The sequence below is a fragment of the Terriglobales bacterium genome, assembly GCA_035457425.1.
GTDB lineage: Bacteria > Acidobacteriota > Terriglobia > Terriglobales > Acidobacteriaceae > JACPNR01.
Map to the genome: position 1 here is coordinate 1 of DATIBR010000089.1, position 23,061 is coordinate 23,061.

The following is a 23,061-nucleotide window of genomic DNA, read 5'->3' on the forward strand; positions in this document are numbered from 1 at the left end:
GCCGAGCTTAGGAAGCGTGCCGGCAAACAAGGGAGCGATAACCAACCGCTCACCTAGGAACGAGTGCACTAGGGCAAGCGCAGCAGTCAGAATGGCGGCGATGAGTACAAACGGTTGCATCTAGTTCCTCAGCGGCTTTCCCGTCTTCAGCGTGAACTGAATCCGCTCTTGCGTCTTCTTCTCCCCGCAGAGCGACTTGAAGGCTTCGCGCTCGAGGTCGAGCAGGTACTGCTCGCTGACCGGCGTGCCGGGCGTGACGGCCCCGCCACACAGGACCTCCGCGACCTTGTTGCCGACCTTCACGTCGTGGTCCGAGATGTACTCGCCCTGCCGCATCAGATGCACGCCGAGCTTGAGCGTGGCGAGGATGCTCTCGCCGGGCGCGGGAATGTCGGTGCGCGGCACGGGCGGGCGGTAGCCGGCGCGCGCGAGTTCGACCGCGCAGTTCTTGGCGTCGACCAGCACGCGGTCGCGGTTCATGGTGGTCACGTCGATGTCCGAGAGAAAGCCGAGACTGTGCGCCTCTTCGACAGAGGTTGAGACCTTGGCCATTGCGACCGTCTCGAAGGCCTTTTTCATGGCTTCCATGAGCTCGACCGACTCACCGCGTCCGCCGGGGCGCAGCGCGGCGGCCTGGTCGACGGCGCGCAGCGTCATCTCCTTGCAGCCGCCGCCGCCGGGCAGCAGACCCACGCCGACCTCGACCAGCCCCATGTAAAGCTCGGCGTGCGGCTGGCGCACCGCGCCGTGGAGCGAGACCTCGCAGCCGCCGCCCAGCGCCATACCGAACGGCGCCACGACGACCGGCCTGGACGAGAACTTGATGGCCTGCGTCATGTTCTGGAACTGGCGGATCATCAGGTCGATCTCGGCCCACTCCTCCTCCTGCACCGCCATGAGAAGCAGCATGATGTTCGCGCCCACGGAAAAATGCTGCGCGTCGTTGGTGATGACGAAGGCGTCGAAGTCCGCGCCGGCTTCAGAGCCGGGCTTGAGCGTTTGCAGGATGAGCTGGACGATGTCGCCGCCCAGCGAGTTCATCTTGGAATGGAACTCGATGCAGCCGACGCCGTCGCCCAGGTCCACGAGCGAGGCGCCCGCGTTCTTCTTCACGACCTTGGTTCCGCCGCGCTTCGCCACCGTCACCGACCACTGGCCCTCGGGCACGTCCACCGGCTTGTAGCCCTGCTTGCCGAGGTCGAAGTAGCTGCGCCCGCTCGGCAGATCCGGGTGCGCCTCGTACCAGGCCTTCGAGCCGCTCGCGAGCAGCTTCTCGGCGTTGGCCGCGACCGGCTTGCCTTCCTTCTTCATGCGCGCGACGGTCGGCTCGACGCCGACCGCGTCCCACAGCTCGAACGGGCCCATCTCCCAGTTGAAGCCCAGGCGCATCGCGCGGTCGATCTCGACGACCGAGTCGGCGATCTCGGGAATACGATTCGCGGCGTAGGTCCACAGCTCCGACAGCGTGGTCCAGTAGAAGTTCGCGACCTTGTCTTTCGCCGGGTCGCCGGCGAGCAGCATCTTCAGGCGCTCGGGGATGGTCTCGACGTTCTTCGCCATCTCGAGTTGCGGGAATTTCGCCTTCTTGCGCGGGCCATACTCGCCCGTCTTCCAGTCGATGGCGAGGCGGTCCTGGCCTTCGGGCGCGCCTTTCACCTTCTTGTAGAAGCCGCCGCCGGTCTTGTCGCCGAGCAGCTTGCGCTCCAGCATCTGCTGGTAGAAGGCGGGGACGGCGAGGTCGCTGCGTTCGTCGAGCATGCCGGCCTTGCCGCTCGGACCTTCTGCTGAAGCGCGCGCCGCGGTCATGTTCGCCACCACGTGGCCGAGGATATCGAGGCCGACCATGTCGATGGTGCGGAAGGTCGCCGACTTGGGCCAGCCGACGGCCGCGCCGGTGAGCGCGTCGACGTCTTCGATGCTGAGGTCGAGCTGCTGCATCACGCGCATCACGTTCAGGACGCTGAACGTCCCGATGCGGTTGGCGATGAAGTTCGGCGTGTCCTTCGCGCGTACGATGCCCTTGCCCAGGCGCAGGTCGCAGAAGCGCCCGACCGCCGCGACCGAATCCTTGTCCGAGTCGGGCGTGGTGATGATCTCCAGCAGCCGCATGTAGCGCGGCGGGTTGAAGAAGTGGGTGCCGAACCACGAGCGGCGGAAGTCCTCGGGGAAGCCCTCGGCGATCTTCGAGACCGGCAGGCCGCTGGTGTTGGTGGTGATGATGGTTCCCGGCTTGCGCACCGCATCCACTTTCTTCAGCAGCGCGCGCTTGATGTCGAGGTTCTCGGCGACCGCCTCGATGATCCAGTCGGCCTGCGCGACCAGCCCGAGGTCGTCGTCGAAGTTGCCGATGGTGACCAGGCGCGCGACGTCGGCCGAGAAGAACGCCGCCGGCTTCGATCTGCGCGCGGCTTCCAGGCCCGCCGCCACGATCTTGTTGCGCTCGGCCTTGGGAGCGTCTGCCGCCACGCCGGGCGGCACGATATCCAGCAGGAAGCAGGGAACACCGGCGTTGGCCAGGTGTGCCGCGATGCGCGCGCCCATCGTCCCGGCTCCCAAAACAGCGACCTTATCAATGCGTTTTTGCATGGGGATGAGCGCTCAGCCGCGGAAACGCGCGACGAGAAAACTGCGCCTTTCTGGAATGAAATGTGAGGGAGCCGACGAGCAGACTGCGGGGAATTGGATGAGAGGGAGCTCAGCCCCGTTGTGCATGCGCGAGTCGCGGCAAAGGTCCACGCTCAAAACTCCGTCAGACGAATCGGGCCGGCTGAGGAACAGGCACGCGCCGGAGTGAATGTGGGGGTGAGGATGGCACTGACGGCGCGTGCCCCTTATCAATTGTCCCGATGCTACTGAATGAGCCTTCATTCAGTCAACAACAAAGATGCTCGATCCCGCGCCGGGGAGGGCTGCTGCCGGATCCCGCGTGGTGCTTGACATAGGCGCGCACGGTCGTGTATTAAACCATCAGGTTAATTAACCAGAAGGTTGAACACGATGACCTCCGACCACCTCAGCGCCACCTTCGCCGCCCTCGCCGACCCCACGCGGCGCGCCATCCTGGCGCGGCTCGCGCGCGGCGAGGCTTCGGTCAAGCAGCTGGCCCAGCCCTTCGAGATGAGCCTGCCCGCCGTCTCCAAGCACCTGAAGGTGCTGGAGCGCGCCGGGCTCATCGCGCGCGGGCGCGAGGCGCAATGGCGCCCCGCGCGGCTCGAGGGCGACCGGCTGAAGGAGGTTGCCGACTGGGTGGAGCACTACCGGCGGTTCTGGACGGAGAGCCTCGACCGGCTGGAGCGGTATCTGCAGGAACAGAAAAAAGAGAGGAAGCATGTCCGCGATCAAGGCAGGAAGCACTGACACGCAGGCGCGCGAGCTGGTGATCTCGCGCCTGCTCGACGCGCCGCGCGAGATGGTATGGGCGGCATGGACCGACCCCCAGCAGGTCGTGCACTGGTGGGGGCCGAAGGGCTTCACCACCACCATCCACGAGATGAACGTGCAGCCGGGCGGCGTGTGGCGCCAGACGATGCACGGCCCCGGTGGCGCCGACTATCCCAACAAGAGCGTCTTCCGCGAAGTGGTTCCGCCGGAGCGCATCGTGTACTCGCACGGCGGCGGCAAGCAGGGCGGCAAGGGCCACAGCTTCGAGGCCACCTGGACGTTCGAGCAACAGGAAGGCAACAAGACGCTGCTCACCATCCGCATGGTCTTCCCGACGCAGGAGGATCGCGACCTGGTGATCGAGAAGTACGACGCGCGCGAGGGCGGCAAGCAGACCCTCGGCCGCCTCGCCGGCTACCTGGCCGATGTCGTCACGGTCGAGCGCACCTACGACGCGCCGGTCGAGCAAGTGTGGCGTGCGCTCACCGACCTGGAGCAGATGAAGCAGTGGTACTTCCAGGAGCTCACCGCCTTCCGGCCGGAGGTGGGGTTCGAGACGCGCGTGGACGTGGAGCACGAGGGCAAGGTGTACATCCACGACTGGAAGGTGACCGAGGTGGTCCCCAACAGGAAGCTTGCCTACCGCTGGCGTTATCCCGATGTGGCGGGCGATTCGGTCGTCAGCTTCGAACTCTTCCCCGAGGGAAAGAAGACCCGGCTGGTGCTCAGGCACACGGGGCTGGCATCGTTCGACGGCGAGAAGCACCCGGATTACGCGGTCAAGAACTTCCGGGGTGGCTGGACGCACTTCGCCCAGGCGCTGGGCGAGTTCGTGGCGAAGCGGAAGTAGGAAAGCAACGCCGTTGCAGCCCGGCCGCCCTCGGCCGGGCTCTTATCTTGCGCGCGCGAGCACCAGCGTGATGTCGTCGGGCTGCTCGGCCGAGCCGATCCAGTCCTGCACCGCCTGGATGACCTCTTCCGAGATGCGCGCCAGCGGCTCGCGCTGGTGGGTCTTCACGAGTTCCAGCAGGCGTTCGGTGCCGAACTCGCCGAACTCGTTCTCCGGCTCGATCACTCCGTCGGAGAACGCGACGAACAGGTCGCCGGGCCGCAGCTCGATGTGCGCGTCTTCCCACTTCGGGTGGTCGAACAGTCCGACCATCAGGCCCGACGCGCCGTCGAGTTTTCGCACCGTGCCGTCCGCGCCGACGACGTAAGGCGGCAGGTGCGCGGCGTTCGAATAGACCAGCTTGCGCTCCGCCTCCTCGTAGATGCCGAGGAACAGCGTGGCGTACTTCTCGAGCGGCGTCGTCTCGTAGAGGTGCTTGTTGAGCAGGCCGAGCGCCGAGGCCGGCGATTGCGTGGCGCGCGCCAGCAGCGCCGCGCTCTCGCCCGAGGGCACCGGCACGGTCGCGGCGAGGGTGAGCGACGGCAGCGCCGCCGAGCCCAGCTTCTCGTAGGCGCGGACGGCGGAGTGCACGGTCGCCATCATCAGCGCGGCCGAGATGCCCTTGCCGGAGATGTCGCCCACCGCGATGCCGAGCTTCCCGGCGCCGAACGGGATGAAGTCGTAGTAATCGCCGCTCACGGTGCGCGCCGGCTTGCACACGCCCTGCACCTCGAGCGTCGGCAGGCCCTTGGGGTCGTGCGGGAAGAGCTGGTCCTGCACCTCCTGCGCGATGGCCAGCTCGTTCTGCAGCCGCTCTTTTTCCTTCTGCTCGAGGATCAGCCGCTGGATGTCCTCGGTCATCGCGTTGAACGAGCCTTGCAGCTCGGCGAGCTGGTCGTTGCCGCGCACCTCGATGCGGTGCGCGAAATCCGCGCGCTTGATGTGCTGGGTCGCTTCGTAGAGGTTGGCGATGCTGCGCGTCATGGTGCGCGTGAGGCCGGCCCCGATGCCGAACGCGATCAGCTCGATGATCCCGAAGGCGATGGCCGCGGCGCTCAGCGCGGTGAGCACGATGGTCGCCGAGGTGCTCATGTTGGCGAACAGCTGCGGGTAGAGCACGGAGTAGCGCGTGCGCCCGCCGAACAGTCCGTTCGAGCGCTTGCCGCTCTGCCACTCCACCATCTCGTACGGCGTGCCGTAGAGGATCTCGTTGTCGAGCGTGCGCGTCGCGGGCGGCAGCGTGCCGGCCGTGACCGTGGGGCCGCGCTGGTTTCCCTTGCGGTCGGTGATCTGCGCCTTCGGCCGGTTCGCGCTGAGCGAGAGCTTCGGCCCTTTGCTCTCCGCGCCGCTCTTCTTCTGGTCGACGTCCCAGTTCTGGTCGTCGGTGGTGAAGTCGGGCGTCCATGCGTTGAACGTCCCGAGGGACCTCGCGAGATGCGCGGCGGCTTCGTCCTTCAGGTCCTTGCGCGAGAGGATGGCAAGGCGGCCGGCGGGAGTGGCGCGCGTCGTGATCGCCAGGAGGAAGAGCTTGTCGCCTTCGGCCGCGATGGTCTTCTCGGGATCCTTCACCCAGGCGGGAAGCTGGGCGGGCGCCCCTGGTTGCGCGGCCAGCAGCTTGCCGTCGAGCCACACCGACATCGCGACGCCGGCGGCCTCGCCTTTGCCGACCAGGTCGCGCGCGCGCTTGTCGGGCGCGCCGGCCCCGGCGGCCATCTGCTCGCTCACGAGCTGGTTGGCGGCGGCCATGGTGTCGAGCTCCTTGCGGATCTCCGACACCGCCACGAAGGTGGCGAACTGCCCCGCGAACAGGTAGCCCACGATGAGCGCCATCAGCAGCAGCAGCACGATGGGGATCACGCCGATGAAGAAGTAGGTGACGAACAGCCGCCGCCGCACGCTCCACATCAGCCGCAGGCGGATCCACCGGAGGAGCAGCCCGAGCAGCAGCACGATGGTCACGAACCGGGTCGCGTTGTACCACCACTCCGCGAACGCCTGCGGGCCGGCGCCGGCGCCGAACGCGCGGAAGGCGTAGTAGACGACCGCGAACGCCACGGTGAGAGCGGCGCTGAAGGCCGCCAGCAGCGCCAGGCGCGTCTGCGGGATGTAGCGCCGCGAGACGCCGCGCGCGCGCAGCGTGCGCTGCCAGGACCGGTTGGAGTGTGCTGCCATCGCTGGCTTCGATTATAGGCGGAGCGTTCCCCCGAACCGTTCCCACCAGTGAATACGTGGCTCGGCGCCTCCTGGTTCACGGCGGCGGTTAGAATGCCGCCGTGGCCGCGCTCTCGTTCTTCGTCGGCAAGGGCGGCGTCGGCAAGACGACGCTCAGCGCCGCCTATGCCGCGCACGCCGCCGCGACGCGCCCCCGCGAGCGCGTGCTGCTGCTCTCCACCGACCCGGCGCACTCCGTGGCCGACGTCTTTCAGGTCCGGCTGGGCGATGCGCCGAAGCGCGTCCGGCTGGCGCGCGGCAACCTCTCGCTCTGGCAGGTCGACGCCGAGAAGCAGTTCCGCAAGTTCCTCGCCGTCAATCGCGACGCCATCCTCACCCTGGTCGAGAACGGCACCATCTTCTCGCGCGAGGAGATCGAGCCGCTGCTCGACACCACGCTGCCCGGCATGGCCGAGATGGCCGCGCTGCTCGCCATCCACGACCTGCTCGCCTCGGGCGCGTACGACCGCATCGTCGTGGACACCGCGCCCATCGGCCACACGCTGCGCCTGTTCGAGATGCCGGAGCACTTTGCCAGGTTCCTCGACTTCCTTGACGTGGCCGCCGGGCGCGACCAGGTGCTGGCGGCGCACTTCGGCGGGCGCGCGCGCCCGGTCTCGCAGCCCTTCATCGCGGAGTGGCGCCAGATGGTGAAGGACGTCCGCACGGCGCTGGCCGAGGACGGCACGGACGTCGTGCTGGTCACCACGCCGGAGACTTTTTCGCTCAACGAGTCGGTGCGGGTCGCGCGGCAGATGCGCGAGTCCGAAGCCGCGATCGCTCTGACGCGCGTCGTTCTGAACAAGGTCGTTGAGCGCTCCGCGAAGTGCGCGGAGTGCGGGCCGCGCGCGCAGTCGGCCAAACGCGCCCGCGTCTTCCTGCGGCGCAACTTCCGGCGCTTGCCGGTGCAGGCCGCTCCCGACCCGGGGCATCCCATCCTGGGCGCCGCGGCGCTCGCCGCCTTCGGCGCGCACGTGTTCGCGCGCAAGCCGCTGCGGCTTCGGCCGGCTTCGCCTGCCGCCTCGGCGAAGCTCAGTTTCCGCCCCGTCAAATGGCCGGAGCTGCGCGCGCCGCTCACGCTCACGCTCGGCAAGGGCGGCGTGGGCAAGACGACCATCTCCGCCGCGCTGGCCTTCCACGCGCGCGCCGCGCAGCCCAAGGTGGCATTGACCATCTGCTCCACCGATCCCGCGCCCTCGCTCGACGACGTCTTCCAGAAGCCGATCGACGACCGCGGCGCCTCCGTCCTGGGCGACGCCAGGTTCCGCGCGATGGAGTTCGCCTCGGTCGACGAGTTCCGCCGCTGGGCCGAGCGCATGAAGCGCCAGCTCGACCAGGCGCTCTCCACCAACGTCCAGGGCGTCCACGTGGACATGTCGCTCGACCGCGCCGTCTTTGCCGCGCTGCTCGACATCGTCCCGCCCGGCGTCGACGAGCTGTTCGCCACCTTTCGCATCCTCGACCTGCTCGACGCCAGGCGCGGCCGCGTGGTCATCGACATGGCGCCCACCGGGCACGCGCTCGACCTGCTGCGCATGCCCGACCGCATGCTGCTCTGGTCGCGCCTGCTGTTGAAAAGCCTCGCGCCGCACCGTACACTCCCACTCGCTCGCGAGATCGCGGTCGAGGTGGCGACCATCGCGCAGCGTGTGCGCGAGCTCGCGCAGATGTTGCGCGACGCGAAGCGCGCGGAGCTCTTTGTCGTCATGCTGGCCGAGCCCATGCCCGACCGCGAGACGCGACGCCTGCTGGCGTCGCTCGAGCATATGGGTATCCAGCCTGCGGCGCTCTTCGTGAACCGCGTCCTATTTCCCGAAGGCGCCGGCGGCTGCCGCCGCTGCCAGACGGCGCGCCGCTGGCAGCTCGCGACCCTGGCGCGGCTCCCCAGCCTCGACGCCGAGCTGCTGGTCGCGCGCGACTTCGGCCACGAGATCGCCGGACGCAAGGCTCTCGAACGCTTCACCCGCGAACTATGGCGCATCGCTCGATGAAGAAGAAGACCACAAAGCGGCCGGCGAAGAAGGCAGCGGCGAGCAGCAAGCGGACCTCGCCCGCGAACCAGGTCCTCTATCTTTACGGCGTCACGCGCGCCGCGGGCCCCGCGCCGCAAGCGGCCGGCGTCGATGGCAAGGCCGCGGTCGCATCCGTCCCGTGTTCCGGGCTTACCTGCTGGGTCAGCCGCGTCGACGCCAGGGAGTACGGCGCCGAACTCGAGCGCAACATCGAGAACCTCGACTGGCTCGCCGAAGCCAGCGTGCGCCATCAGCGCGTCGTCGCCGAGCTTTCCCAGGACCGCACCGTGCTGCCCGCGCGCTTCGGCACCGTCTTCCTGAGCGAGAAGACGCTGGCCGCCGACGTGGCGAAGCGCAAGAAGGACATGGAGTCCGCGCTCCGCCGGCTGGCCGATGCCGACGAGTGGGGCGTGAAAGTGTTCCGCGTCGATCAGCCGGTGCACACCGCCATGGCGGCCGCGAGCGGCCGCGACTACCTGAGCCAGAAGGCCGCGATGCTCAAGCCCGCGGGCGCGCAACAGGTCGCGCCCGAGATCCGCGAGCTGGCCGACGCGCTCTCCAAGGTGGCCGCCGACGCGGTCCCGGCGGGCAAGGTCTCATCCGGACAGCGCGGCCTGGAGTGGCAGGCGTCGTTCCTCGTGCGCCGCGCCGACCGCAAGAAGTGGGACGAGGTGCTCGCCAGGTTTGCCCGCCGCTGGGGCTACGAGCGCCGCATCGAGACCAGCGGGCCCTGGCCGCCCTATTCTTTCGTGAGTCGCCATGCCCGCTGACCCCGAGCTGCTCATCTCCGCCAACGACCCCGCCGACGAGCTCTCGCTGCTCGACCTGCTCGACCACGTCCTGAACTCCGGCGTCGTCATCCAGGGCAGCCTGGTCATCTCGCTCGCCGGCGTGGACCTGGTGTACGTCGGGCTGAACGTGGTGCTCACGTCGGTCGAGACCGCGATGCGGGTCGTCGAGCCGGGCGCCCGCCCGCTGCCCGACCGCAACCGCTAGAATGACCTCGTGCTCCTGCTCTATGGCATGACGAAGTCGGGCACGCCCGCGCCGCCGTTCGAGGGCGTTGGCGGAGAACCGCTCCGTTCGCTGGACGAGCAAGGCATCACCGCGTGGCATTCCAATGCCGCGCCGACCCGCGGCGCCAAGGAAGACGTCCTGGCTTTCCATCGCGTCATCTCCGCGCTCTTCCAGGCAGCGACCGTGATCCCGTTCCGCATGCCGACCCTGCTGCCGGGCGAGCCGGAGCTGCGCGCCTGGCTCGCCGCGAATGCGGCGACCATCCTGCGCGAGCTCGAGCGGTTGCGCGGCGTCGTGCAGATGGAGTTGCACATTGCGGCGCCCGCGCCCGCCGCGGCCGGCTCGGGCCGCGCCTACCTGGAGTCGCGCCGCGACGCGCAACGCGCGCTCGCGGAGCGGGCGGCCGCGGCGCGCGAAGCGCTCGCCGATCTTGCCGCCGAGTGGCGGCAGCGCGAGACCCGCGACGGCATCCGCTGTTTCGCGCTCGTGCCCCGCGGGCGCGAGCGCGACTTCGTCTCGCACCTTGACGCTTCCGGCCGCCGCGACGATCTTCGCGTGACCGGCCCCTGGCCGCCGGCCGAGTTCCTCGACCCCGCTCTCACCACTCCCGCATGAGCCACCGCATCGACAAGCCGCGCCAGCTCTCACCCGACGAAGTCACCGCCGCCGTCCGCGACCTCAAGCGGCAGCTCGAGAACACCGTCCCCGGCACCGCCGAGCGCATCGAGTGCAACGCGGAGACGCTCGACCAGGGCCTCGCCAAGCTGGTCCTCGGACTCATCGAGCTCCTGCGCCGCGTGCTCGAGCGCCAGGCCATCCGCCGCATGGAAGGCGGCTCGCTTTCCGACCAGCAGGTCGAGGAGATGGGACAGGCCCTCATGAAGCTGGAGCAGAAGATCGGGGAGCTGTGCGACCAGTTCGGCATCCAGCCCGCCGACCTCAATCTGGGCATCGGCATCGGCAACCTGAACGAGCCGCCCGACCCATCGGCTCAAGATAAGTGATAGAAAATACGAGAGTTGCTGCTGCTCCGAAGCGCGGGTCATTGTCCTTTCGGACGGCATGAAATTTTTTCTCAGGCGCTGCCAACTTCCTGCATCCAAGAGAATTGGCGCTCGGTTTCGCAGTCGACCGGCGTCGGACTCCCCCAAAAGTTGAGTGCTGTTAGAATAGCGGACTCGTTGCGGCCTGAGAGACGTTCCAAAAGGGTCCAACAGCCGTTATTCCTCATCACGGAAGGCGCATGGAGCAACGACTACCCACCGTTTCAGGCAACACGAATCTGGTCGACATTCTGGATCGCGTCCTGGACAAGGGCTTGGTGGTCGCGGGCGACATTCGTGTGTCGCTGGCGAACGTCGAGCTGCTCACCATTCGCATCCGCTTGCTGGTCTGTTCGGTCGACAAGGCCGAGCAGATCGGCTTGAACTGGTGGAAGCACGATCCCAACCTTACGGTCGGAGCGCCGCGGCGGCGCCGGTTGCCCGCTCGCGGTCCGGCGGAAGGCGTTTTGGAACCCGCGCGCCGCAAGAAGGCGGCGAGGCCCGCAAGGTAAAAAGAGTTTCAGGAGGACCCTCCGATGGCTGTTGAACGCGTATCCGGCGGCTCAAGTCTGATCGACGTACTCGATCGGGTACTCGACAAAGGTATCGTGATCGATGCGTGGGTACGCATTTCGCTGGTCGGCATCGACCTGATCACGGTCGAAGCCCGCGTGGTGGTCGCTTCGATCGATACGTATCTCAAGTACGCCGATGCGGTCGGTCTCAGCGGTCTGGTCTCGCGTCCGCGCCTGGGCGAGGGCGAAGAAGTCGTCGAAGTGGTCGAGGAAGAGCCGGTGCGGCGTCCGCGACCTGCTCCCCGCCGGGCGGCTGCACGTCGCTAGCCCTGTACCGCAAGGAACGACGGCGATTGATGTGACTAGGGTGTCCGCATGGCCACGCCTGAGATGCGTGTGAATACCGTTGCCCAACTTCCCGCGCAGCGCCGCATGGCGGCGCTGCGCCGTCGCTCCGCGCTCCGCCTGCTCGACGTCGAGCGCTCCGAAGATATCTTCCCCGTCCTCCTGGAAGAGATCATGGCGCTCGGCTTCCGCCGCGCTGCCATCGCGACTGTCGATCCCGAGACCGGCGAGCTCGTTCCCGCCGAATCCGTCAACGCCGGCAAGCAGTTCCTCGCGCAGTTCCGCACCTCCCTCTACGCCTCCGAGAACCCGCTCGTCGGCGTGCTGCAGGGCATGCAGCCTGCCGTGCTGCCCCAGCCCGGCAACAAGAACCACAATCTCTACTGCCACCCCTTCATCTATCGCAACCGCAACATGTGCTGGGAGGCGGAGCGCGAGCGCCGCGCCGACTGCCTGGCGCTCGTCAACTTCTCCAGCCCGCAGCCCCTGCAGCTCGACCGCCAGACCTGCGAGGTCTGTGACATGCGCTCCTACGCCGGCCTGGTCGCGGTGGAGCTCAACGGCGCCACCTCCGAGCGCGAGCTGAGCGAGCTGCGCGCCCTCATCGAGCTCGCCAACCGCTACCTCGCCCGCCTCTTCAAGGTCGAGCACTACTACAACCGCATGCGCGACATGGACACCACCATCGCGCAGATGCAGACCATGATGCAGAGCATGTCGGACCCCGTCATTCTGACCGACACGCATCATCGCGTCATCACCCAGAATCGCGCCGCCGAGCAGTTCTTCAAGCTGCCGGAAGAGACCACCGAAGGCCTGGTGCGCGCCGTCGAGCTCAACAACCTACTGTTCTCCGCCGCGCTCTCGTCGATGGCGATGGGCGGCGAAGACGCCTCCCGCGACCTCACCCTCGTCGATCCCATCGAGGGCGAGGAAGTGCTGTTCGAGGCCGTCACCGCGCCCACCTTCACGCGCGAGGGCATGCGCACCGGCCTGGTCACCGTGATGCGCAACGTCACCGACCTCCGCCGCGCCGACGAAGAACTGCGCACCAACTTCGAGCGCCTGCTGGCGGCCGAAGAAGTCGTGCGCCAGGACCGCGACCGCCTCAACCTCATCATCGAGAACGTCGGCGACCCCATCATCGTCGCCGACTCCGCCGGCAAGGTCGTCTTGCTCGACCCGCTGGCGCAGGAGTTGTTCGCGCGCAGCAAGGAAGGCCGCGTCGATCCCCAGGTCGTCAAGAACCTCGCCAAGCTCGACGCCTACATCATGGGCTTCACCTTCTCGTTCTCCGACCGCGAAAACGCCCCGCTCAAGCTGTGGTCGCCGGGCGCGCGCGCCGAGCTCGAATACGACGCCCGCTCCGGCAAGATCTACGACGTCCGCGGCCAGGTGGCCTACACCGTCACCGTGCTGCGCGACCTCACGCCGCTGCGCAAGGTCGAGCAGCTCAAGGTCGAGCGCCGCATGCTGGAAGTGGAGAAGTTCGCCGCCACCGGCCGCCTCGCCGGCACCATCGCGCACGAAGTCAACAACCCGATGGAGGCCATCAAGAACGCCATCTACCTGCTCGCCGACGGCGTGAAGGAGGAGAAGAAGCCCGTCTACGACATCCTCAAGGGCGAGACCGAGCGCGTGGCCCGCATCGTCCGCCAGATGCTCGGGCTCTATCGCACCAGCGAGCAGGCCGGCTCCATCGACATCAACAGCGTCATCGAAGACACGCTGCTGCTGTTCACGCGCCAGCTCCAGCGCAACGGCATCGTCGCGCTTACCGACCTCGACAAGCTGCCGCCCGCGGTCGGCTCCGCCGACCAGTTCCGCCAGGTGCTCTCCAACCTGGTCGTCAACGCCAAGGACAGCATGGCGGAAGGCGGCCGCCTCATCATCCGCACCCGCCACGTGCCCGAGCCCGACGGCATCCACAGCTGGGTCCGCATCTCCATCGCCGACACCGGCGCCGGCATCGCGCACGACATCCTGCCCAACATCTTCGAGGCCTTCGTCAGCACCAAGGGCGAGAAGGGCACCGGCCTCGGCCTGTGGATCGTCAAAGGCATCATCGAGAACCACGGCGGCAAGATCAAGGTCCGCAGCAAGGTCGGCAAGGGAACGCTCTTCCAGATCTCCCTGCCGGTGGTGCGCTAGCCATGAACGCGCAGAACAGCCACGTGCTGGTGGTCGACGACGAGCCCTCCGTCCTGCTCACCTACCGCATGATCCTCGAGCAGCAGGGATACAAGGTCACGGCTTCCATCTCGTGCAAAGACGCCATCGCCGCACTCGAACAGGATCCGATGGACCTGCTCATCTGCGACCTCTCGCTCGAGCAGAAGCACACCGGCTTCGAGGTCATCGAGCATGGCCGCAGCCGCGATGCCACCGTGCCCGCCATCCTGGTCACCGGTTATGCCAGCAAGGAAGTCATGGACAAGGCCGAGCAAGCCGGCGTCGCGGTGCTGTTCAAGCCCATCGACATCAATGAGTTTCTCTCTACCATCTCGCAGAAGGTGAGGTCGAGGAATGAGTCCCGCCACCAGAAAGCGTAGTCCCAACAAGAAAGCCGCGCCGGAACCGAAAGAGAAGCCGGCGGTAGCCGTGAAGGTCCGCAGGACGGTCGACGCCGAGCGCGAGGTCCACGCGCTCGAGCCCTCGCAGCTCACGCGCGCCGAGCGCCCGCAGCTCGTCCCCGTCGCCGCTCCCGAGGCCGGTGAGGGCCGCTACGTCTACGGCGTCATCCAGGCCAAGGACTCCATGAACTTCGGCAAGATCGGTATGGGCGGCACCGGCGAGATGGTCTACACCGTCCACCACGGCGACATCGCCGCCATCGTCAGCAAGACGCCGGTCTTCATCTTCGACCCCACGCGCGAGAACGCGCTCGCCCACGAGCACGTCATCGAGACCGTCATGAAGGCCCAGACCATCATCCCGATGTCGTTCGGCACCGTCTTCCGCACCGACGACGACATCCGCGAGGTACTCAAGTCCATCTACGCTTCGCTCAAGGACGTCCTCAAGCAGATGGCCAACAAACTCGAGTTCGGCTTGAAGGTCACCTGGGACCGCGACCAGATCATCGAGGAGCTCAAGCGCGGCCACGAAGACATCCACCGCTTCCACCAGGAGATCACGCGCAAGCACCTGCAATCCACCTACTTCGCCCGCATGCAGCTGGGCCGCATGATCGACAAGGCCCTGGTCGAGCGGGCCGCCGAGTACGTGCGCGAGATCTACGAGGCGCTGCGGCCGGTGTGCGTCGCTTCCCGCGACAACAAGCCCATCGGCGACAAGATGATCATGAACGCCGCCTTCCTCATCCATCGCGACAAGGAATCCGATTTCGATGAGGCCGTCAACAAGATCGCGCAGCGCTTCGGCGACCGCCTGAACTTCAAGTACACCGGCCCCTGGCCGCCCTACAACTTCGTCAACATCCGCCTGAAACTGGAGCGCGGCACCGCCACGTAAGAGAAGCGTTCCCGGTTTCCCGAGTGGCGACTGGCAACGCGGGAACGGGAAACGGGAAACGGGAAACTATGTTCCTGATCGACGACCTGCTGATGATGCCCATCGACGGCATCAAGTTCGTCTTCCGCACCATCCAGAAGACCGCGGAAGAGCAGTACCTCGACGACGCCCCGCTCAAGGAGGCGCTGCTCGAACTGCAGGTCGAGTTCGATAACGGCGACATCACTGAAGAGGAATACAGCGAGCAGCAGGCCGAGATCCTGCGCGCCCTGCGTGAGGTCCAGAACCGCCGCATGGAGATGGCCGGCGCCCCGCCCGAAGGCGAGCGCGGCCCGCTCACCGGCAAGGTCGCCGAAGGCTCCGGTGTCGACGTCCACCTCGACTACGGCCCATCAGAAAAGAAGTAGCCAGTACCCAGTACCCAGTACCCAGGGGCCGCGCATCCCGCGGCCCATCGCCCTCTTCTGGCTACTGGGCGCCGAGTACCGCCTTACTCCGGATAGTGCAGCTCGAAGAACGCTTCCACGCTCATCTTGAGCTGCTTCACGATGTCGTCCTTGCCGCCCTCGAGCACGTGCATGGTGCAGCGCGCTTCCCGGCCGTTCTTCAACCGGATGGGCGCATCGCCCACCTGCTCTACTTCGTCCGCTGGCAGCAGCCGCATCCCGTAGACCAGCACCAGATTCGCCATGCCGCGATTCTAGTCTGCCTACGGTAGAATCGCCGCGTGCGCACCCTTCGCATAGCCGCTTTCGCGCTTTTCGCCTTCGCCGCCTTCTCCCAGGATCAGCCCGCGCAGCCGCCGGCAGCGTCCGGCCAGAAAGAACCGCAGATGCAGGTGACCTTCCTGAACGTCTGCACGCCCGACGAGGGCGAGACCAAGGAGCTGACCAGCGCCCTCGGCAGGATCCCGCTCGCGCCTCTTTTTTCCAGTGATTTCGAGGTCGCCCGCGGCCGCTCCAGCGCCACCGGCGGCGAGATCGCCGCCCGCCTCACCGGCGGCAACGTCCCGCCCGCCACCTGGGTCCGCTTGCGCCGCGAGTTCGCTTCCGGCTACTTCGCCAACGTGCAGTACACCATGACGCGCGACGAGAGCGGCCTGTTCGAGGTCCTGGTCTTCCGCGTCCGCGATCCCAAAGAGCTCATGCAGGTCACGCTCACCGACAGCGCCTCTGCCACCGATCCCGCCACCATGCTGGCCGCCGACACCCCGCCTTCGCGCCTGCGCCTCGAGCGCTACGCCAAGTCTTCGGTCGGGCTCTCGCGCTGCCCGGCCGTCGACCAGAAGCAGTACGAGCCGCTGTTCCGCAGCGCCGCCCGCGTGATGGCTGCCTATCGCGATTCGCTCGGCGCGCGCCGCACCGTCCCCGCCGAGTTCACCCGCATCGCGCCGGCGAAGGCGAAGTCCGCGGCCCCCAAGCCCGCCGCCGCCAAGTCACAGAAACCGTGACGGCAGCCGCCTCTCCGTTTACACTGCATCGTTCCATCCGCGCTCGCATCCATTAAGGACGCGAACGCCTTAGCCCACAAACCCAAGGCCACTAGCAGACAGCGCCCTTATGGAGAACTCCGTCCGCAATACCGTCATCCTCGGGTCGGGATGTTCCGGCCTGACCGCCGCCATCTACGCCGCCCGCGCCAACCTGAAGCCCCTCGTCCTCGAAGGCCACGAGCCCGGCGGCCAGCTCTCGCTCACCACCCTGGTCGAGAACTTCCCGGGCTTCCCGGAAGGCATCCAGGGCCCGGAGCTGATCGAGAACATGCGCAAGCAGGCCAGGCGCTTCGGCGCCGAGGTCGAGACCGGTCACCTCGCCAAGGCTGACCTCAGCCAGCGGCCCTTCCTGCTCACCGTCGGGCAGAAGCAGATCCGGACGCATACGCTCATCATCTCCAGCGGCGCCTCGGCGCGCTGGCTCGGCCTGCCCAGCGAGCAGGCCCTCATCGGACACGGCGTCTCCTCCTGCGCCACCTGCGCCGGCTTCTTCTTCAGCGGCAAGGAGATCACCGTCATCGGCGGCGGCGACTCCGCCATGGAGGAAGCCCTCTTCCTCACCCGCTTTGCCACCAAGGTCACCCTCATCCACCGCCGCAGCGAGTTCCGCGCCTCCAAGATCATGCTGGAGCGCGCCCGCGCCCACGAGAAGATCCAGTTCCTCACCGATACCGTCGTCGATGATGTCTACGACGTCAGCCAGAAGGAAGTCACGGGCCTCAAGCTCCGCAACGTCAAGACAGGGAAGGTCTGGGACTTTCCCACCAGCGCCATGTTCCTCGGCATCGGCCACATCCCCAACGCCAAGATGTTCGCCGGCCAGCTCGACATGGATCAGGATGGCTACCTCAAGACCACCGACTACGTCTTCACCAAGGTCCCCGGCGTCTTCGCCTCGGGCGACGTCATGGACCGCCGCTACCGCCAGGCCATCACCGCCGCCGGAACCGGCTGCATGGCCGCCCTCGAAGTCGAGAAATTCCTCGAAGAGCACGGCAAGTAAGAGGCCAAGGCAAGAGGCGATAAGCTTCTCCGCACCAACGAGTTAACGCGAGATCCGATTTATATTTGACAAATATCTAGCAGAGATATATCTATTAGAGTGATGGCGTATCGTCCCTCTAGTCATTACGCAGTCCTCGGCATGCTGACGCTGCGGCCGATGTCGGGCTACGACATCCGCGCCACCATCGCCGAGAGCATCGCGTACTTCTGGACCGAGAGCTACGGCCAGATCTATCCGACGCTGAAGCGGCTCGCGCGCGAGGGCCTGGTCACGAAGCGCGGCGAGCGCGGCCTGAGCCGCACGCGCCACGTGTATTCCATCACCGAACAAGGTCGCGCGGTGCTGGCGGAGTGGTTGCGCCGGCCCGCGGAGCCGCGCGTGCCGCGTAACGAACTGCTGTTCAAGTTGTTCTTCGCGCGGCAGGTCTCGGCCGCCGAAGCCATCCGGCAGGTGGAGATGTTCCGCGACGCCGAGATGCAGGCGCGCGATCGCTTCGCCGCGCTTGACCGCGAGCTGATGGCGCAGTACGCGCAGGTCCCCGACTTGCCGTACTGGCTGATCACGCTGCGCTACGGCCAGCTCGAGGCCGAGGCGCACCTGCGCTGGGCCGGCGAAGCGCTCGAGATCCTCAACGAACTGCAAGCCGTCGCGCCGACCAAGACGGGCGACTGAGGGAGAGTCATGGAACAGGTGATCCGCGGAGCGCTCTGGAGCCACATCGCGTGCGGCTTCACGCATGCTTCTGCGCTCCGGTCGCGCTCGCATCCGCCAAGGGCGGCGCGACGCATCGCCGCTTCGGCAAGTATTATTTCTGGCTGATGGCGGGGATGGCCGCCACCGGCAGCAAGCGGTTCAACCCGCGAAAGGACGCCGCGAGGGCCTGACATGCTCTGGCTCATTTTCTTCACGTATGCGATCGCGCTGACGCTGGCGCTGGCAGTCCGCGGCGCGCGCGTGGGCGCCTCGGCCGGAGCGGCAACGCCGGCGAGCGTGCGCCGCGTGCTCATTGTCGGCGCGACCGGCGGGACGGGACGCGAGCTGGTGGCGCAGGCGCTCGAGCGCGGCTACGAAGTCACCGCGCTGGCGCGGAATCCCGCGGCGCTCGCGGTCGAGCATCCGCGGCTGACCGTTCTGCGCGGCGACGTGCTCGACCCGGCGTCGCTCGAGGCCGCGGTGCGCGGGCAGGACGCAGTGCTTTCCGCGCTCGGGCACAAGCAGTTCTGGCGGCCGACGCGCATCCAGTCGCTGGGCACCGCGAACCTGCTGGCCGCGATGGCGAAACACGGCGTGCAGCGCTTCCTCTGCGAGACCACGCTGGGCCTCGGCGACGCGGCCGGACGCGGCGGCCTGCAGTTCACTTTCTTCCTCGCGCCGGTCATCCTGCCGTTCTACCTCTGGGACAAGGCGCGGCAAGAGCGCATCGTCGCGGCGAGCACGGCCGACTGGACGCTCATTCGTCCGGGCATGCTGACGAACGGGAAGCGGCGCGGCCGCTACCGCCACGGAAGCGTCGGGAACTACGTCTGGGGCGGGTGGATCGCGCGCGCCGACGTCGCCGACTTCATGCTCCAGCAGCTCGAGAGCGGCGAGTACCTGCGGCGCGCGCCCGGGCTCTGCTACTGATCACTTGATGGAATCGCGCAGATCGTACATCGCCTTGTCCACGGGCTCGAGCACGTGGTGTCCGGAGCGCGGATACTCGAGCTCGAGCAGCGCGAAGATGGTCACCGCGACGACGACCGGATAGATGACGAGGTGCAGCCAGCTGCGGGTGCCGCGCTTGGCCATGGCGTAACCGGCGAGCAGCGCGCTGAGCAGCGCCACACTGATGAGCAGCGCGAAGACGAAGGGCGGGATGTGGGTGTGGAGGGCGAACTTGCGTTCGGTCGTCACGCTGTCCATGTCGGAGATGGCGGGCAGCAGCAGCAGTTCGGCCTCGCGGTCGGAGCTGGCGCGGGCGCCCGCGACCGCTTTCTCCCAGATCTGGTCCTCGATCTTTTCGGCCTGGTCCATGCCGGCCTCGGCGGCGCGGTCGTCGGGGAACTTCTGGTAGGCGGCGAGGCGCGCGTCGAGGTAGACGCGGAAGAGCGAGCGCATGGCGGGCTGGTCGGCCGGGGGCAGCAGGTCGATGCGCTGATAGGCCGTGCTGATCGAGTTGGCCTCGGTGACGATGAGCTGGCGGCGCTGGTCGAGGCGGGTCATGGCGTCGGAGAGCGAGAAGGCCAGCAGCAGGCCGAGGAGCGCGAAGACCGCGGCCTCGATGACGCCGACGCCTTCGTGGCTGGTCTCGGGATGCTGGCGGCGCTGGCGGTCGCCGACGCGGTATCCCAGGTCGAGCAGCAGCATCAGGCCTGCGAACAGGCCGATCGAAACCGCCAGGCTCAGGCTTTCGTCGCTCAATCAAATCTCCAGGGAAGCGGGGTAGTGTATCGCGCCACGGTCGCGGAGCGAAGTCAGGATTCAGGCTCCGGTGCAGCTTCGGCCGTCTCGGACTCGAGCGTGCTGAGGAGTTCGTCGTCGACCTCCCAGTGGCGGAGGATGGTGACGGCGGTGCGGGTGGCGAAGCCGGCGCGAGCGAGCGCGCGGAAGATGCGCGCGGCCTGTTTCTGGTCGGCGGGCTTCTTGAGGCGCTTGCGGCGGAGGAAGTCGCGCGCCAGCTTCTCCTCGTTGGTGCCTTCGTAGGCGGCGGCGACGGATCTCTCGATGACGTCGCCGTGGACGCCCTTGGCCTTGAGCTCGGTGACGACGCGCCTGCGGCCGAACTTCTCGTTGTCCTTGCGGTAGCTGGAGTAGGCGGCGGCGTACTGCGAGTCGTTGAGGTACTTCTGGTCCTTGAGGCGCAGGACGACGCGCTCGATGAGGTCGTTGCCGTCCTCCTGCTTCGCGACGCGCTGGCGCATCAGGCGCTTGAGCTCGGCGACGGTGCGCATCTTCCGGCCGAGCGCGCCGATGGCGTACTCGTAGAGCGCGGGTTCGTCATAGGTCTTCGAAGAGCGGCGGCGGAAGGCCATGGCGGCATTCTACTGCCGCCGGAGAAGGTCAAATGAAAACAGGAGGACGCCGAGGACGCGGAGGAATTCTTTTTTGTCTTTATTCAGAGCAGGAGGCAGATCGATGCCTCACGGAAGAGAGGATACCGAGAGGGCTGGGTGAACGAAAGAGGGATACCGAGAGGGAAGACTCGCAGGAGCCACGCCGGTGCCTGGGTGAAAGAGGAAGGGGACGCGAGGTCAAGAAAACCAAACCTCTGCGTCCCCTGCGTCCTCCTGTGTCTATTTCCCGAAGCCGGCGGACTCCATCTGCTCGCGGGCGGAGTCGGCGGTGGAGCCGATGCCCTGGACGCGCAGCTTGAAGTCGTCGGGGTTCGAGGCGTTCTCGAGCGCGGTGTCGTAGTCGATGAGGTTCTGGGTGTAGAGGTCGTAGAGCGACTGGTCGAAGGTCTGCATGCCGTACTGCGAGACGCCGGCGGCGAGCGCTTCCTTGATGGAGCGCGTCTTCTCGGGCGTGATGATGCACTCGCGGATGTAGGCGGTGGAGATGAGCACTTCGATGGCAGGCACGCGGCCCTGGCCGTCGGCACGCTTGACGAGGCGCTGCGAGATGACGGCGCGCAGCACGGCGGCCATCTGCATGCGGACCTGCTTCTGCTCGGGCGGCGGGAAGACGGAGATGATGCGGTTGATGGTCTCGACCGCGTCGAGGGTGTGCAGGGTGGAAAAGACCAGGTGGCCGGTCTCGGCGGCGTGGAGCGCGGTCGAGATGGTCTCGAGGTCGCGCATTTCGCCGACCAGGATGATGTCGGGATCCTGGCGGAGCGAGGCGCGGAGCGCGGAGCCGAACGAGGGCGTGTCGACCTCGACCTCGCGCTGGTTGACGAAGCCTTTCTTGTCGCGGTGGAGGAACTCGATCGGGTCCTCGATGGTGATGATGTGCTCGGGCCGGCTCGAGTTGATGCGGTCGAGCATGGCGGCCAGCGTGGTGGATTTGCCGGAGCCGGTCACGCCGGTGACCAGCACCATGCCGCGCGCTTCCTCGCAGATCTTCTCGATGATCTTCGGCATGTACAGCTCTTCGAGCGGCTTGATCTTGGTGGGGATGACGCGGAGGACGAGTCCGACGTTGCCGCGCTGCTGGAAGACGTTGACACGGAAGCGGCCCAGGCCGGCGACGCCGTAGGCCATGTCGAGCTCGGCGGTCTCCTTGAACTTCTGCTTCTGCCGGTTGCTCATCATGCTGAAGGCCATGTTGAGCATGTCTTCGGCGGAGATGCGGGGCTGGTCCGTGAGCGGGACGAGCTCGCCGTCCAGCCGGATGTGGGGGAAGTTGCCGACCTTGAGGTGCAAGTCGGAAGCCTTCCGCTCCATCGCGATCTTCAAAAGGTCATCAATGTGCATGGTCGAGTCCGTCGGGAAGCTGCTTCGAGTGCGGTGAAAGTATCACTTTACCGGGCAATACGCAATCAGAGAGGAACCTGAAAGGGCGCTTTTTCGGCGGCGGAACTCGCTCAGGGCAAAGGATTTTCCGGATGCCAACCCGAACTGCTGCTGGATGGTTCCAAGCTGTAGCGCGGGTCTTGCGGCGGCGACCGCCGGCGAGACGCCGGCGCCACATCGGCGCCCTTCGATTGGAGGAATCCTTTGTATTGTCCTGAATGTGCACATCGAAATCCCGATGAGAACCGCTTCTGCGGGATGTGCGGCGAACGGCTGCCGGAACGCGGCCGTCGCTCCGCCGCCCGGAGCGAGTTGAAGCGGGAAGAGTTCGGCCACGCCCCCGTCCAGGAAGGACCGGCGCGTCCGGAGGCGAACCTGGTGCCGCCGGTGCGGCGTCTGCCGGACGACGCGGCGCGCTACGAGGAGCGCAGCGAGCGGCGCGGGACCTATCACGCGAGCGAGCCGGCGCCGTCGTTCCTGGGGCTGGGGAGCGCGGAGTACGAAAAGCCGGAGCGCGAGATCAGCTGGCGCTTCTGGGCGCTGATGCTCCTGCTGCTGGGCGTGGTGGCGCTGTTCGGCATGCAATGGAGAGCCGGCAGGCTGCGCGCCAGCCAGCCGGAGCCGGCGAAGCCGGCGGCCACGCAGCCGGCCGAAGAGCCCGCGGTCCGCAACGAGCCCGCCGCGCCCGAGGAGACGCAGGCGCAGCCGGCGTCGGGCGCCGAGAGCGACAAGACGGCCAAGCCGGCGACCGAAGCGCCGAAATCGGAGGAAGTGAAGCCGAAAGGGAAGAGCGACGCGGCGGCGCAGCCGGAGGAACCGAGATCAGAGAGCGATTCGGCGGAGCCGGAGCAGCCGAAGTCAGAAGAGCAGAAGCCCGAGACTCGCGCGGCGGCGCGCGAGTTCTCGGACGCGGTGGTGAAGCAGGCCGACAGCTTCATCGCCGCGGGGCAGTGCAACGAGGCGCTGCGCGCCCTGCGCGGCGCGGGCGAGAATCCCAAGGCCATGACGAAGATGGGCGCGATGTACCTGACCGGCACGTGCGTCGAGCCGGACCGCGTGACCGCCTACGCCTGGTTCTCGCAGGCGTTCGCCGCCGACCCGCACAATCTCCGCCTGGAAAGCACGCGCCGCTCCGTCTGGTCGCAGATGAGCGACGAAGAGCGCGCGAAGGTCGAAGCGGGCGTCAAAGCCCGCTAGCAAGCCAAGGTCAAAGAATCTGTGTCGTCGGCTGAAGCCGACTCGG

25 protein-coding genes are annotated in these 23,061 nt (G+C 67.1%); 19 read left to right on the forward strand and 6 right to left on the reverse strand.

Features of this window, described 5'->3' with window-relative positions; genetic code table 11:
* Positions 1-120 precede the first annotated feature (120 nt).
* The gene (locus tag VLA96_06555) at positions 121-2,586 is read right to left on the reverse strand and encodes a 3-hydroxyacyl-CoA dehydrogenase NAD-binding domain-containing protein (GenBank protein HSE48853.1); all 2,466 of its coding nucleotides are present in this window, start codon (positions 2,584-2,586) and stop codon (positions 121-123) included.
* A 411-nt stretch (positions 2,587-2,997) separates the two neighbouring features.
* Between VLA96_06555 and VLA96_06560 the strand changes: the two genes are divergently transcribed.
* Both VLA96_06560 and VLA96_06565 read left to right on the forward strand, forming a co-directional pair.
* Positions 2,998-3,357 (forward strand): metalloregulator ArsR/SmtB family transcription factor, encoded by a 360-nt coding sequence (locus tag VLA96_06560; GenBank protein HSE48854.1) that lies wholly within the window; start codon positions 2,998-3,000, stop codon positions 3,355-3,357.
* Positions 3,329-4,231 carry an SRPBCC family protein gene (locus tag VLA96_06565; GenBank protein ID HSE48855.1) on the forward strand — a complete coding sequence of 301 codons (903 nt, stop codon included), beginning with the start codon at positions 3,329-3,331 and terminating at the stop codon, positions 4,229-4,231. The genes VLA96_06560 and VLA96_06565 overlap by 29 nt, the downstream gene beginning before the upstream one ends.
* Positions 4,232-4,273: 42 nt before the next feature.
* Here the strand turns inward: VLA96_06565 and VLA96_06570 are convergent, their stop codons facing one another.
* Positions 4,274-6,442 carry a SpoIIE family protein phosphatase gene (locus tag VLA96_06570; protein HSE48856.1) on the reverse strand — a complete coding sequence of 723 codons (2,169 nt, stop codon included), beginning with the start codon at positions 6,440-6,442 and terminating at the stop codon, positions 4,274-4,276.
* A gap of 101 nt (positions 6,443-6,543) precedes the next feature.
* Here VLA96_06570 and VLA96_06575 point away from each other — a divergent pair, with 101 nt between their 5' ends.
* From VLA96_06575 to VLA96_06625, 11 genes are all read left to right on the forward strand, one after another.
* The gene (locus VLA96_06575) at positions 6,544-8,472 is read left to right on the forward strand and encodes a TRC40/GET3/ArsA family transport-energizing ATPase (protein ID HSE48857.1); all 1,929 of its coding nucleotides are present in this window, start codon (positions 6,544-6,546) and stop codon (positions 8,470-8,472) included.
* Positions 8,469-9,263 (forward strand): GvpL/GvpF family gas vesicle protein, encoded by a 795-nt coding sequence (locus tag VLA96_06580; protein ID HSE48858.1) that lies wholly within the window; start codon positions 8,469-8,471, stop codon positions 9,261-9,263. The genes VLA96_06575 and VLA96_06580 overlap by 4 nt, the downstream gene beginning before the upstream one ends.
* Positions 9,253-9,489 (forward strand): gas vesicle protein GvpJ, encoded by a 237-nt coding sequence (gvpJ, locus tag VLA96_06585; protein HSE48859.1) that lies wholly within the window; start codon positions 9,253-9,255, stop codon positions 9,487-9,489. Before VLA96_06580 ends, gvpJ begins: the two co-directional genes overlap by 11 nt.
* Before the next feature lie 9 nt (positions 9,490-9,498).
* Positions 9,499-10,125 carry a GvpL/GvpF family gas vesicle protein gene (locus VLA96_06590; protein HSE48860.1) on the forward strand — a complete coding sequence of 209 codons (627 nt, stop codon included), beginning with the start codon at positions 9,499-9,501 and terminating at the stop codon, positions 10,123-10,125.
* Complete coding sequence (locus tag VLA96_06595) at positions 10,122-10,514, forward strand: gas vesicle protein K (protein ID HSE48861.1); 393 nt, start codon at positions 10,122-10,124, stop codon at positions 10,512-10,514. Before VLA96_06590 ends, VLA96_06595 begins: the two co-directional genes overlap by 4 nt.
* A 239-nt stretch (positions 10,515-10,753) precedes the next feature.
* Positions 10,754-11,065 carry a gas vesicle protein gene (locus VLA96_06600; protein ID HSE48862.1) on the forward strand — a complete coding sequence of 104 codons (312 nt, stop codon included), beginning with the start codon at positions 10,754-10,756 and terminating at the stop codon, positions 11,063-11,065.
* Between the two features lie 24 nt (positions 11,066-11,089).
* On the forward strand, positions 11,090-11,395 hold the full coding sequence (gvpA, locus tag VLA96_06605) for a gas vesicle structural protein GvpA (GenBank protein HSE48863.1): 306 nt from the start codon (positions 11,090-11,092) through the stop codon (positions 11,393-11,395).
* A 48-nt stretch (positions 11,396-11,443) separates the two neighbouring features.
* Complete coding sequence (locus VLA96_06610; GenBank protein HSE48864.1) at positions 11,444-13,564, forward strand: ATP-binding protein; 2,121 nt, start codon at positions 11,444-11,446, stop codon at positions 13,562-13,564.
* Between the two features lie 2 nt (positions 13,565-13,566).
* The gene (locus VLA96_06615) at positions 13,567-13,965 is read left to right on the forward strand and encodes a response regulator (GenBank protein ID HSE48865.1); all 399 of its coding nucleotides are present in this window, start codon (positions 13,567-13,569) and stop codon (positions 13,963-13,965) included.
* A gap of 49 nt (positions 13,966-14,014) precedes the next feature.
* Positions 14,015-14,887 carry a GvpL/GvpF family gas vesicle protein gene (locus VLA96_06620; protein ID HSE48866.1) on the forward strand — a complete coding sequence of 291 codons (873 nt, stop codon included), beginning with the start codon at positions 14,015-14,017 and terminating at the stop codon, positions 14,885-14,887.
* Between the two features lie 68 nt (positions 14,888-14,955).
* A complete protein-coding gene (locus VLA96_06625; GenBank protein HSE48867.1) occupies positions 14,956-15,294 on the forward strand; it encodes a gas vesicle protein GvpG in 339 nt (112 codons plus the stop codon).
* A gap of 83 nt (positions 15,295-15,377) precedes the next feature.
* Here VLA96_06625 and VLA96_06630 read toward each other — a convergent pair whose 3' ends face one another.
* Positions 15,378-15,578, reverse strand: a complete 201-nt coding sequence (locus tag VLA96_06630; GenBank protein HSE48868.1) for a hypothetical protein — start codon at positions 15,576-15,578, stop codon at positions 15,378-15,380.
* A 36-nt stretch (positions 15,579-15,614) separates the two neighbouring features.
* On the opposite strand from VLA96_06630, the gene VLA96_06635 reads away from it, so the two are divergent.
* The 5 genes from VLA96_06635 to VLA96_06655 all read left to right on the forward strand — a co-directional run bounded on the left by VLA96_06635 (position 15,615) and on the right by VLA96_06655 (position 19,008).
* Positions 15,615-16,337, forward strand: a complete 723-nt coding sequence (locus VLA96_06635; protein HSE48869.1) for a hypothetical protein — start codon at positions 15,615-15,617, stop codon at positions 16,335-16,337.
* Between the two features lie 109 nt (positions 16,338-16,446).
* Positions 16,447-17,382: a thioredoxin-disulfide reductase gene (trxB, locus tag VLA96_06640; protein HSE48870.1), complete on the forward strand. Its 936-nt coding sequence runs from the start codon at positions 16,447-16,449 to the stop codon at positions 17,380-17,382.
* Between the two features lie 102 nt (positions 17,383-17,484).
* Complete coding sequence (locus VLA96_06645; protein HSE48871.1) at positions 17,485-18,057, forward strand: PadR family transcriptional regulator; 573 nt, start codon at positions 17,485-17,487, stop codon at positions 18,055-18,057.
* Positions 18,058-18,107: 50 nt separating this feature from the next.
* Entirely contained in the window at positions 18,108-18,269 is a 162-nt protein-coding gene (locus VLA96_06650; protein ID HSE48872.1) for a hypothetical protein, read from the forward strand.
* Position 18,270: 1 nt separating this feature from the next.
* Positions 18,271-19,008, forward strand: coding sequence for an SDR family oxidoreductase (locus VLA96_06655; protein HSE48873.1), 738 nt, complete (start codon positions 18,271-18,273; stop codon positions 19,006-19,008).
* Here VLA96_06655 and VLA96_06660 read toward each other — a convergent pair whose 3' ends face one another.
* The 3 genes from VLA96_06660 to VLA96_06670 all read right to left on the reverse strand — a co-directional run bounded on the left by VLA96_06660 (position 19,009) and on the right by VLA96_06670 (position 21,761).
* Positions 19,009-19,785, reverse strand: a complete 777-nt coding sequence (locus tag VLA96_06660) for a hypothetical protein (GenBank protein ID HSE48874.1) — start codon at positions 19,783-19,785, stop codon at positions 19,009-19,011.
* A gap of 53 nt (positions 19,786-19,838) precedes the next feature.
* On the reverse strand, positions 19,839-20,396 hold the full coding sequence (locus VLA96_06665) for a regulatory protein RecX (GenBank protein ID HSE48875.1): 558 nt from the start codon (positions 20,394-20,396) through the stop codon (positions 19,839-19,841).
* A gap of 261 nt (positions 20,397-20,657) precedes the next feature.
* Positions 20,658-21,761, reverse strand: a complete 1,104-nt coding sequence (locus VLA96_06670; protein ID HSE48876.1) for a type IV pilus twitching motility protein PilT — start codon at positions 21,759-21,761, stop codon at positions 20,658-20,660.
* A 369-nt stretch (positions 21,762-22,130) separates the two neighbouring features.
* Between VLA96_06670 and VLA96_06675 the strand changes: the two genes are divergently transcribed.
* Positions 22,131-23,015 carry a hypothetical protein gene (locus VLA96_06675; GenBank protein ID HSE48877.1) on the forward strand — a complete coding sequence of 295 codons (885 nt, stop codon included), beginning with the start codon at positions 22,131-22,133 and terminating at the stop codon, positions 23,013-23,015.
* Positions 23,016-23,061 lie beyond the last annotated feature (46 nt).

What these genes read in the sequence shown, in the direction of transcription:
- VLA96_06580 (HSE48858.1), top strand. Translation starts at nt 8,469, where the DNA reads ATGAAGAAGAAGACCACAAAGCGGCCGGCGAAGAAGGCAGCGGCGAGC.
- VLA96_06645 (HSE48871.1), top strand. Translation starts at nt 17,485, where the DNA reads ATGGCGTATCGTCCCTCTAGTCATTACGCAGTCCTCGGCATGCTGACG.
- VLA96_06615 (HSE48865.1), top strand. Translation starts at nt 13,567, where the DNA reads ATGAACGCGCAGAACAGCCACGTGCTGGTGGTCGACGACGAGCCCTCC.
- VLA96_06625 (HSE48867.1), top strand. Translation starts at nt 14,956, where the DNA reads ATGTTCCTGATCGACGACCTGCTGATGATGCCCATCGACGGCATCAAG.
- VLA96_06560 (HSE48854.1), top strand. Translation starts at nt 2,998, where the DNA reads ATGACCTCCGACCACCTCAGCGCCACCTTCGCCGCCCTCGCCGACCCC.
- VLA96_06610 (HSE48864.1), top strand. Translation starts at nt 11,444, where the DNA reads ATGGCCACGCCTGAGATGCGTGTGAATACCGTTGCCCAACTTCCCGCG.
- VLA96_06665 (HSE48875.1), bottom strand. Translation starts at nt 20,396, where the DNA reads ATGGCCTTCCGCCGCCGCTCTTCGAAGACCTATGACGAACCCGCGCTC.
- VLA96_06600 (HSE48862.1), top strand. Translation starts at nt 10,754, where the DNA reads ATGGAGCAACGACTACCCACCGTTTCAGGCAACACGAATCTGGTCGAC.
- VLA96_06570 (HSE48856.1), bottom strand. Translation starts at nt 6,442, where the DNA reads ATGGCAGCACACTCCAACCGGTCCTGGCAGCGCACGCTGCGCGCGCGC.
- gvpJ (HSE48859.1), top strand. Translation starts at nt 9,253, where the DNA reads ATGCCCGCTGACCCCGAGCTGCTCATCTCCGCCAACGACCCCGCCGAC.
- gvpA (HSE48863.1), top strand. Translation starts at nt 11,090, where the DNA reads ATGGCTGTTGAACGCGTATCCGGCGGCTCAAGTCTGATCGACGTACTC.
- VLA96_06565 (HSE48855.1), top strand. Translation starts at nt 3,329, where the DNA reads ATGTCCGCGATCAAGGCAGGAAGCACTGACACGCAGGCGCGCGAGCTG.
- VLA96_06595 (HSE48861.1), top strand. Translation starts at nt 10,122, where the DNA reads ATGAGCCACCGCATCGACAAGCCGCGCCAGCTCTCACCCGACGAAGTC.
- VLA96_06555 (HSE48853.1), bottom strand. Translation starts at nt 2,586, where the DNA reads ATGCAAAAACGCATTGATAAGGTCGCTGTTTTGGGAGCCGGGACGATG.
- trxB (HSE48870.1), top strand. Translation starts at nt 16,447, where the DNA reads ATGGAGAACTCCGTCCGCAATACCGTCATCCTCGGGTCGGGATGTTCC.
- VLA96_06630 (HSE48868.1), bottom strand. Translation starts at nt 15,578, where the DNA reads ATGGCGAATCTGGTGCTGGTCTACGGGATGCGGCTGCTGCCAGCGGAC.
- VLA96_06655 (HSE48873.1), top strand. Translation starts at nt 18,271, where the DNA reads ATGCTCTGGCTCATTTTCTTCACGTATGCGATCGCGCTGACGCTGGCG.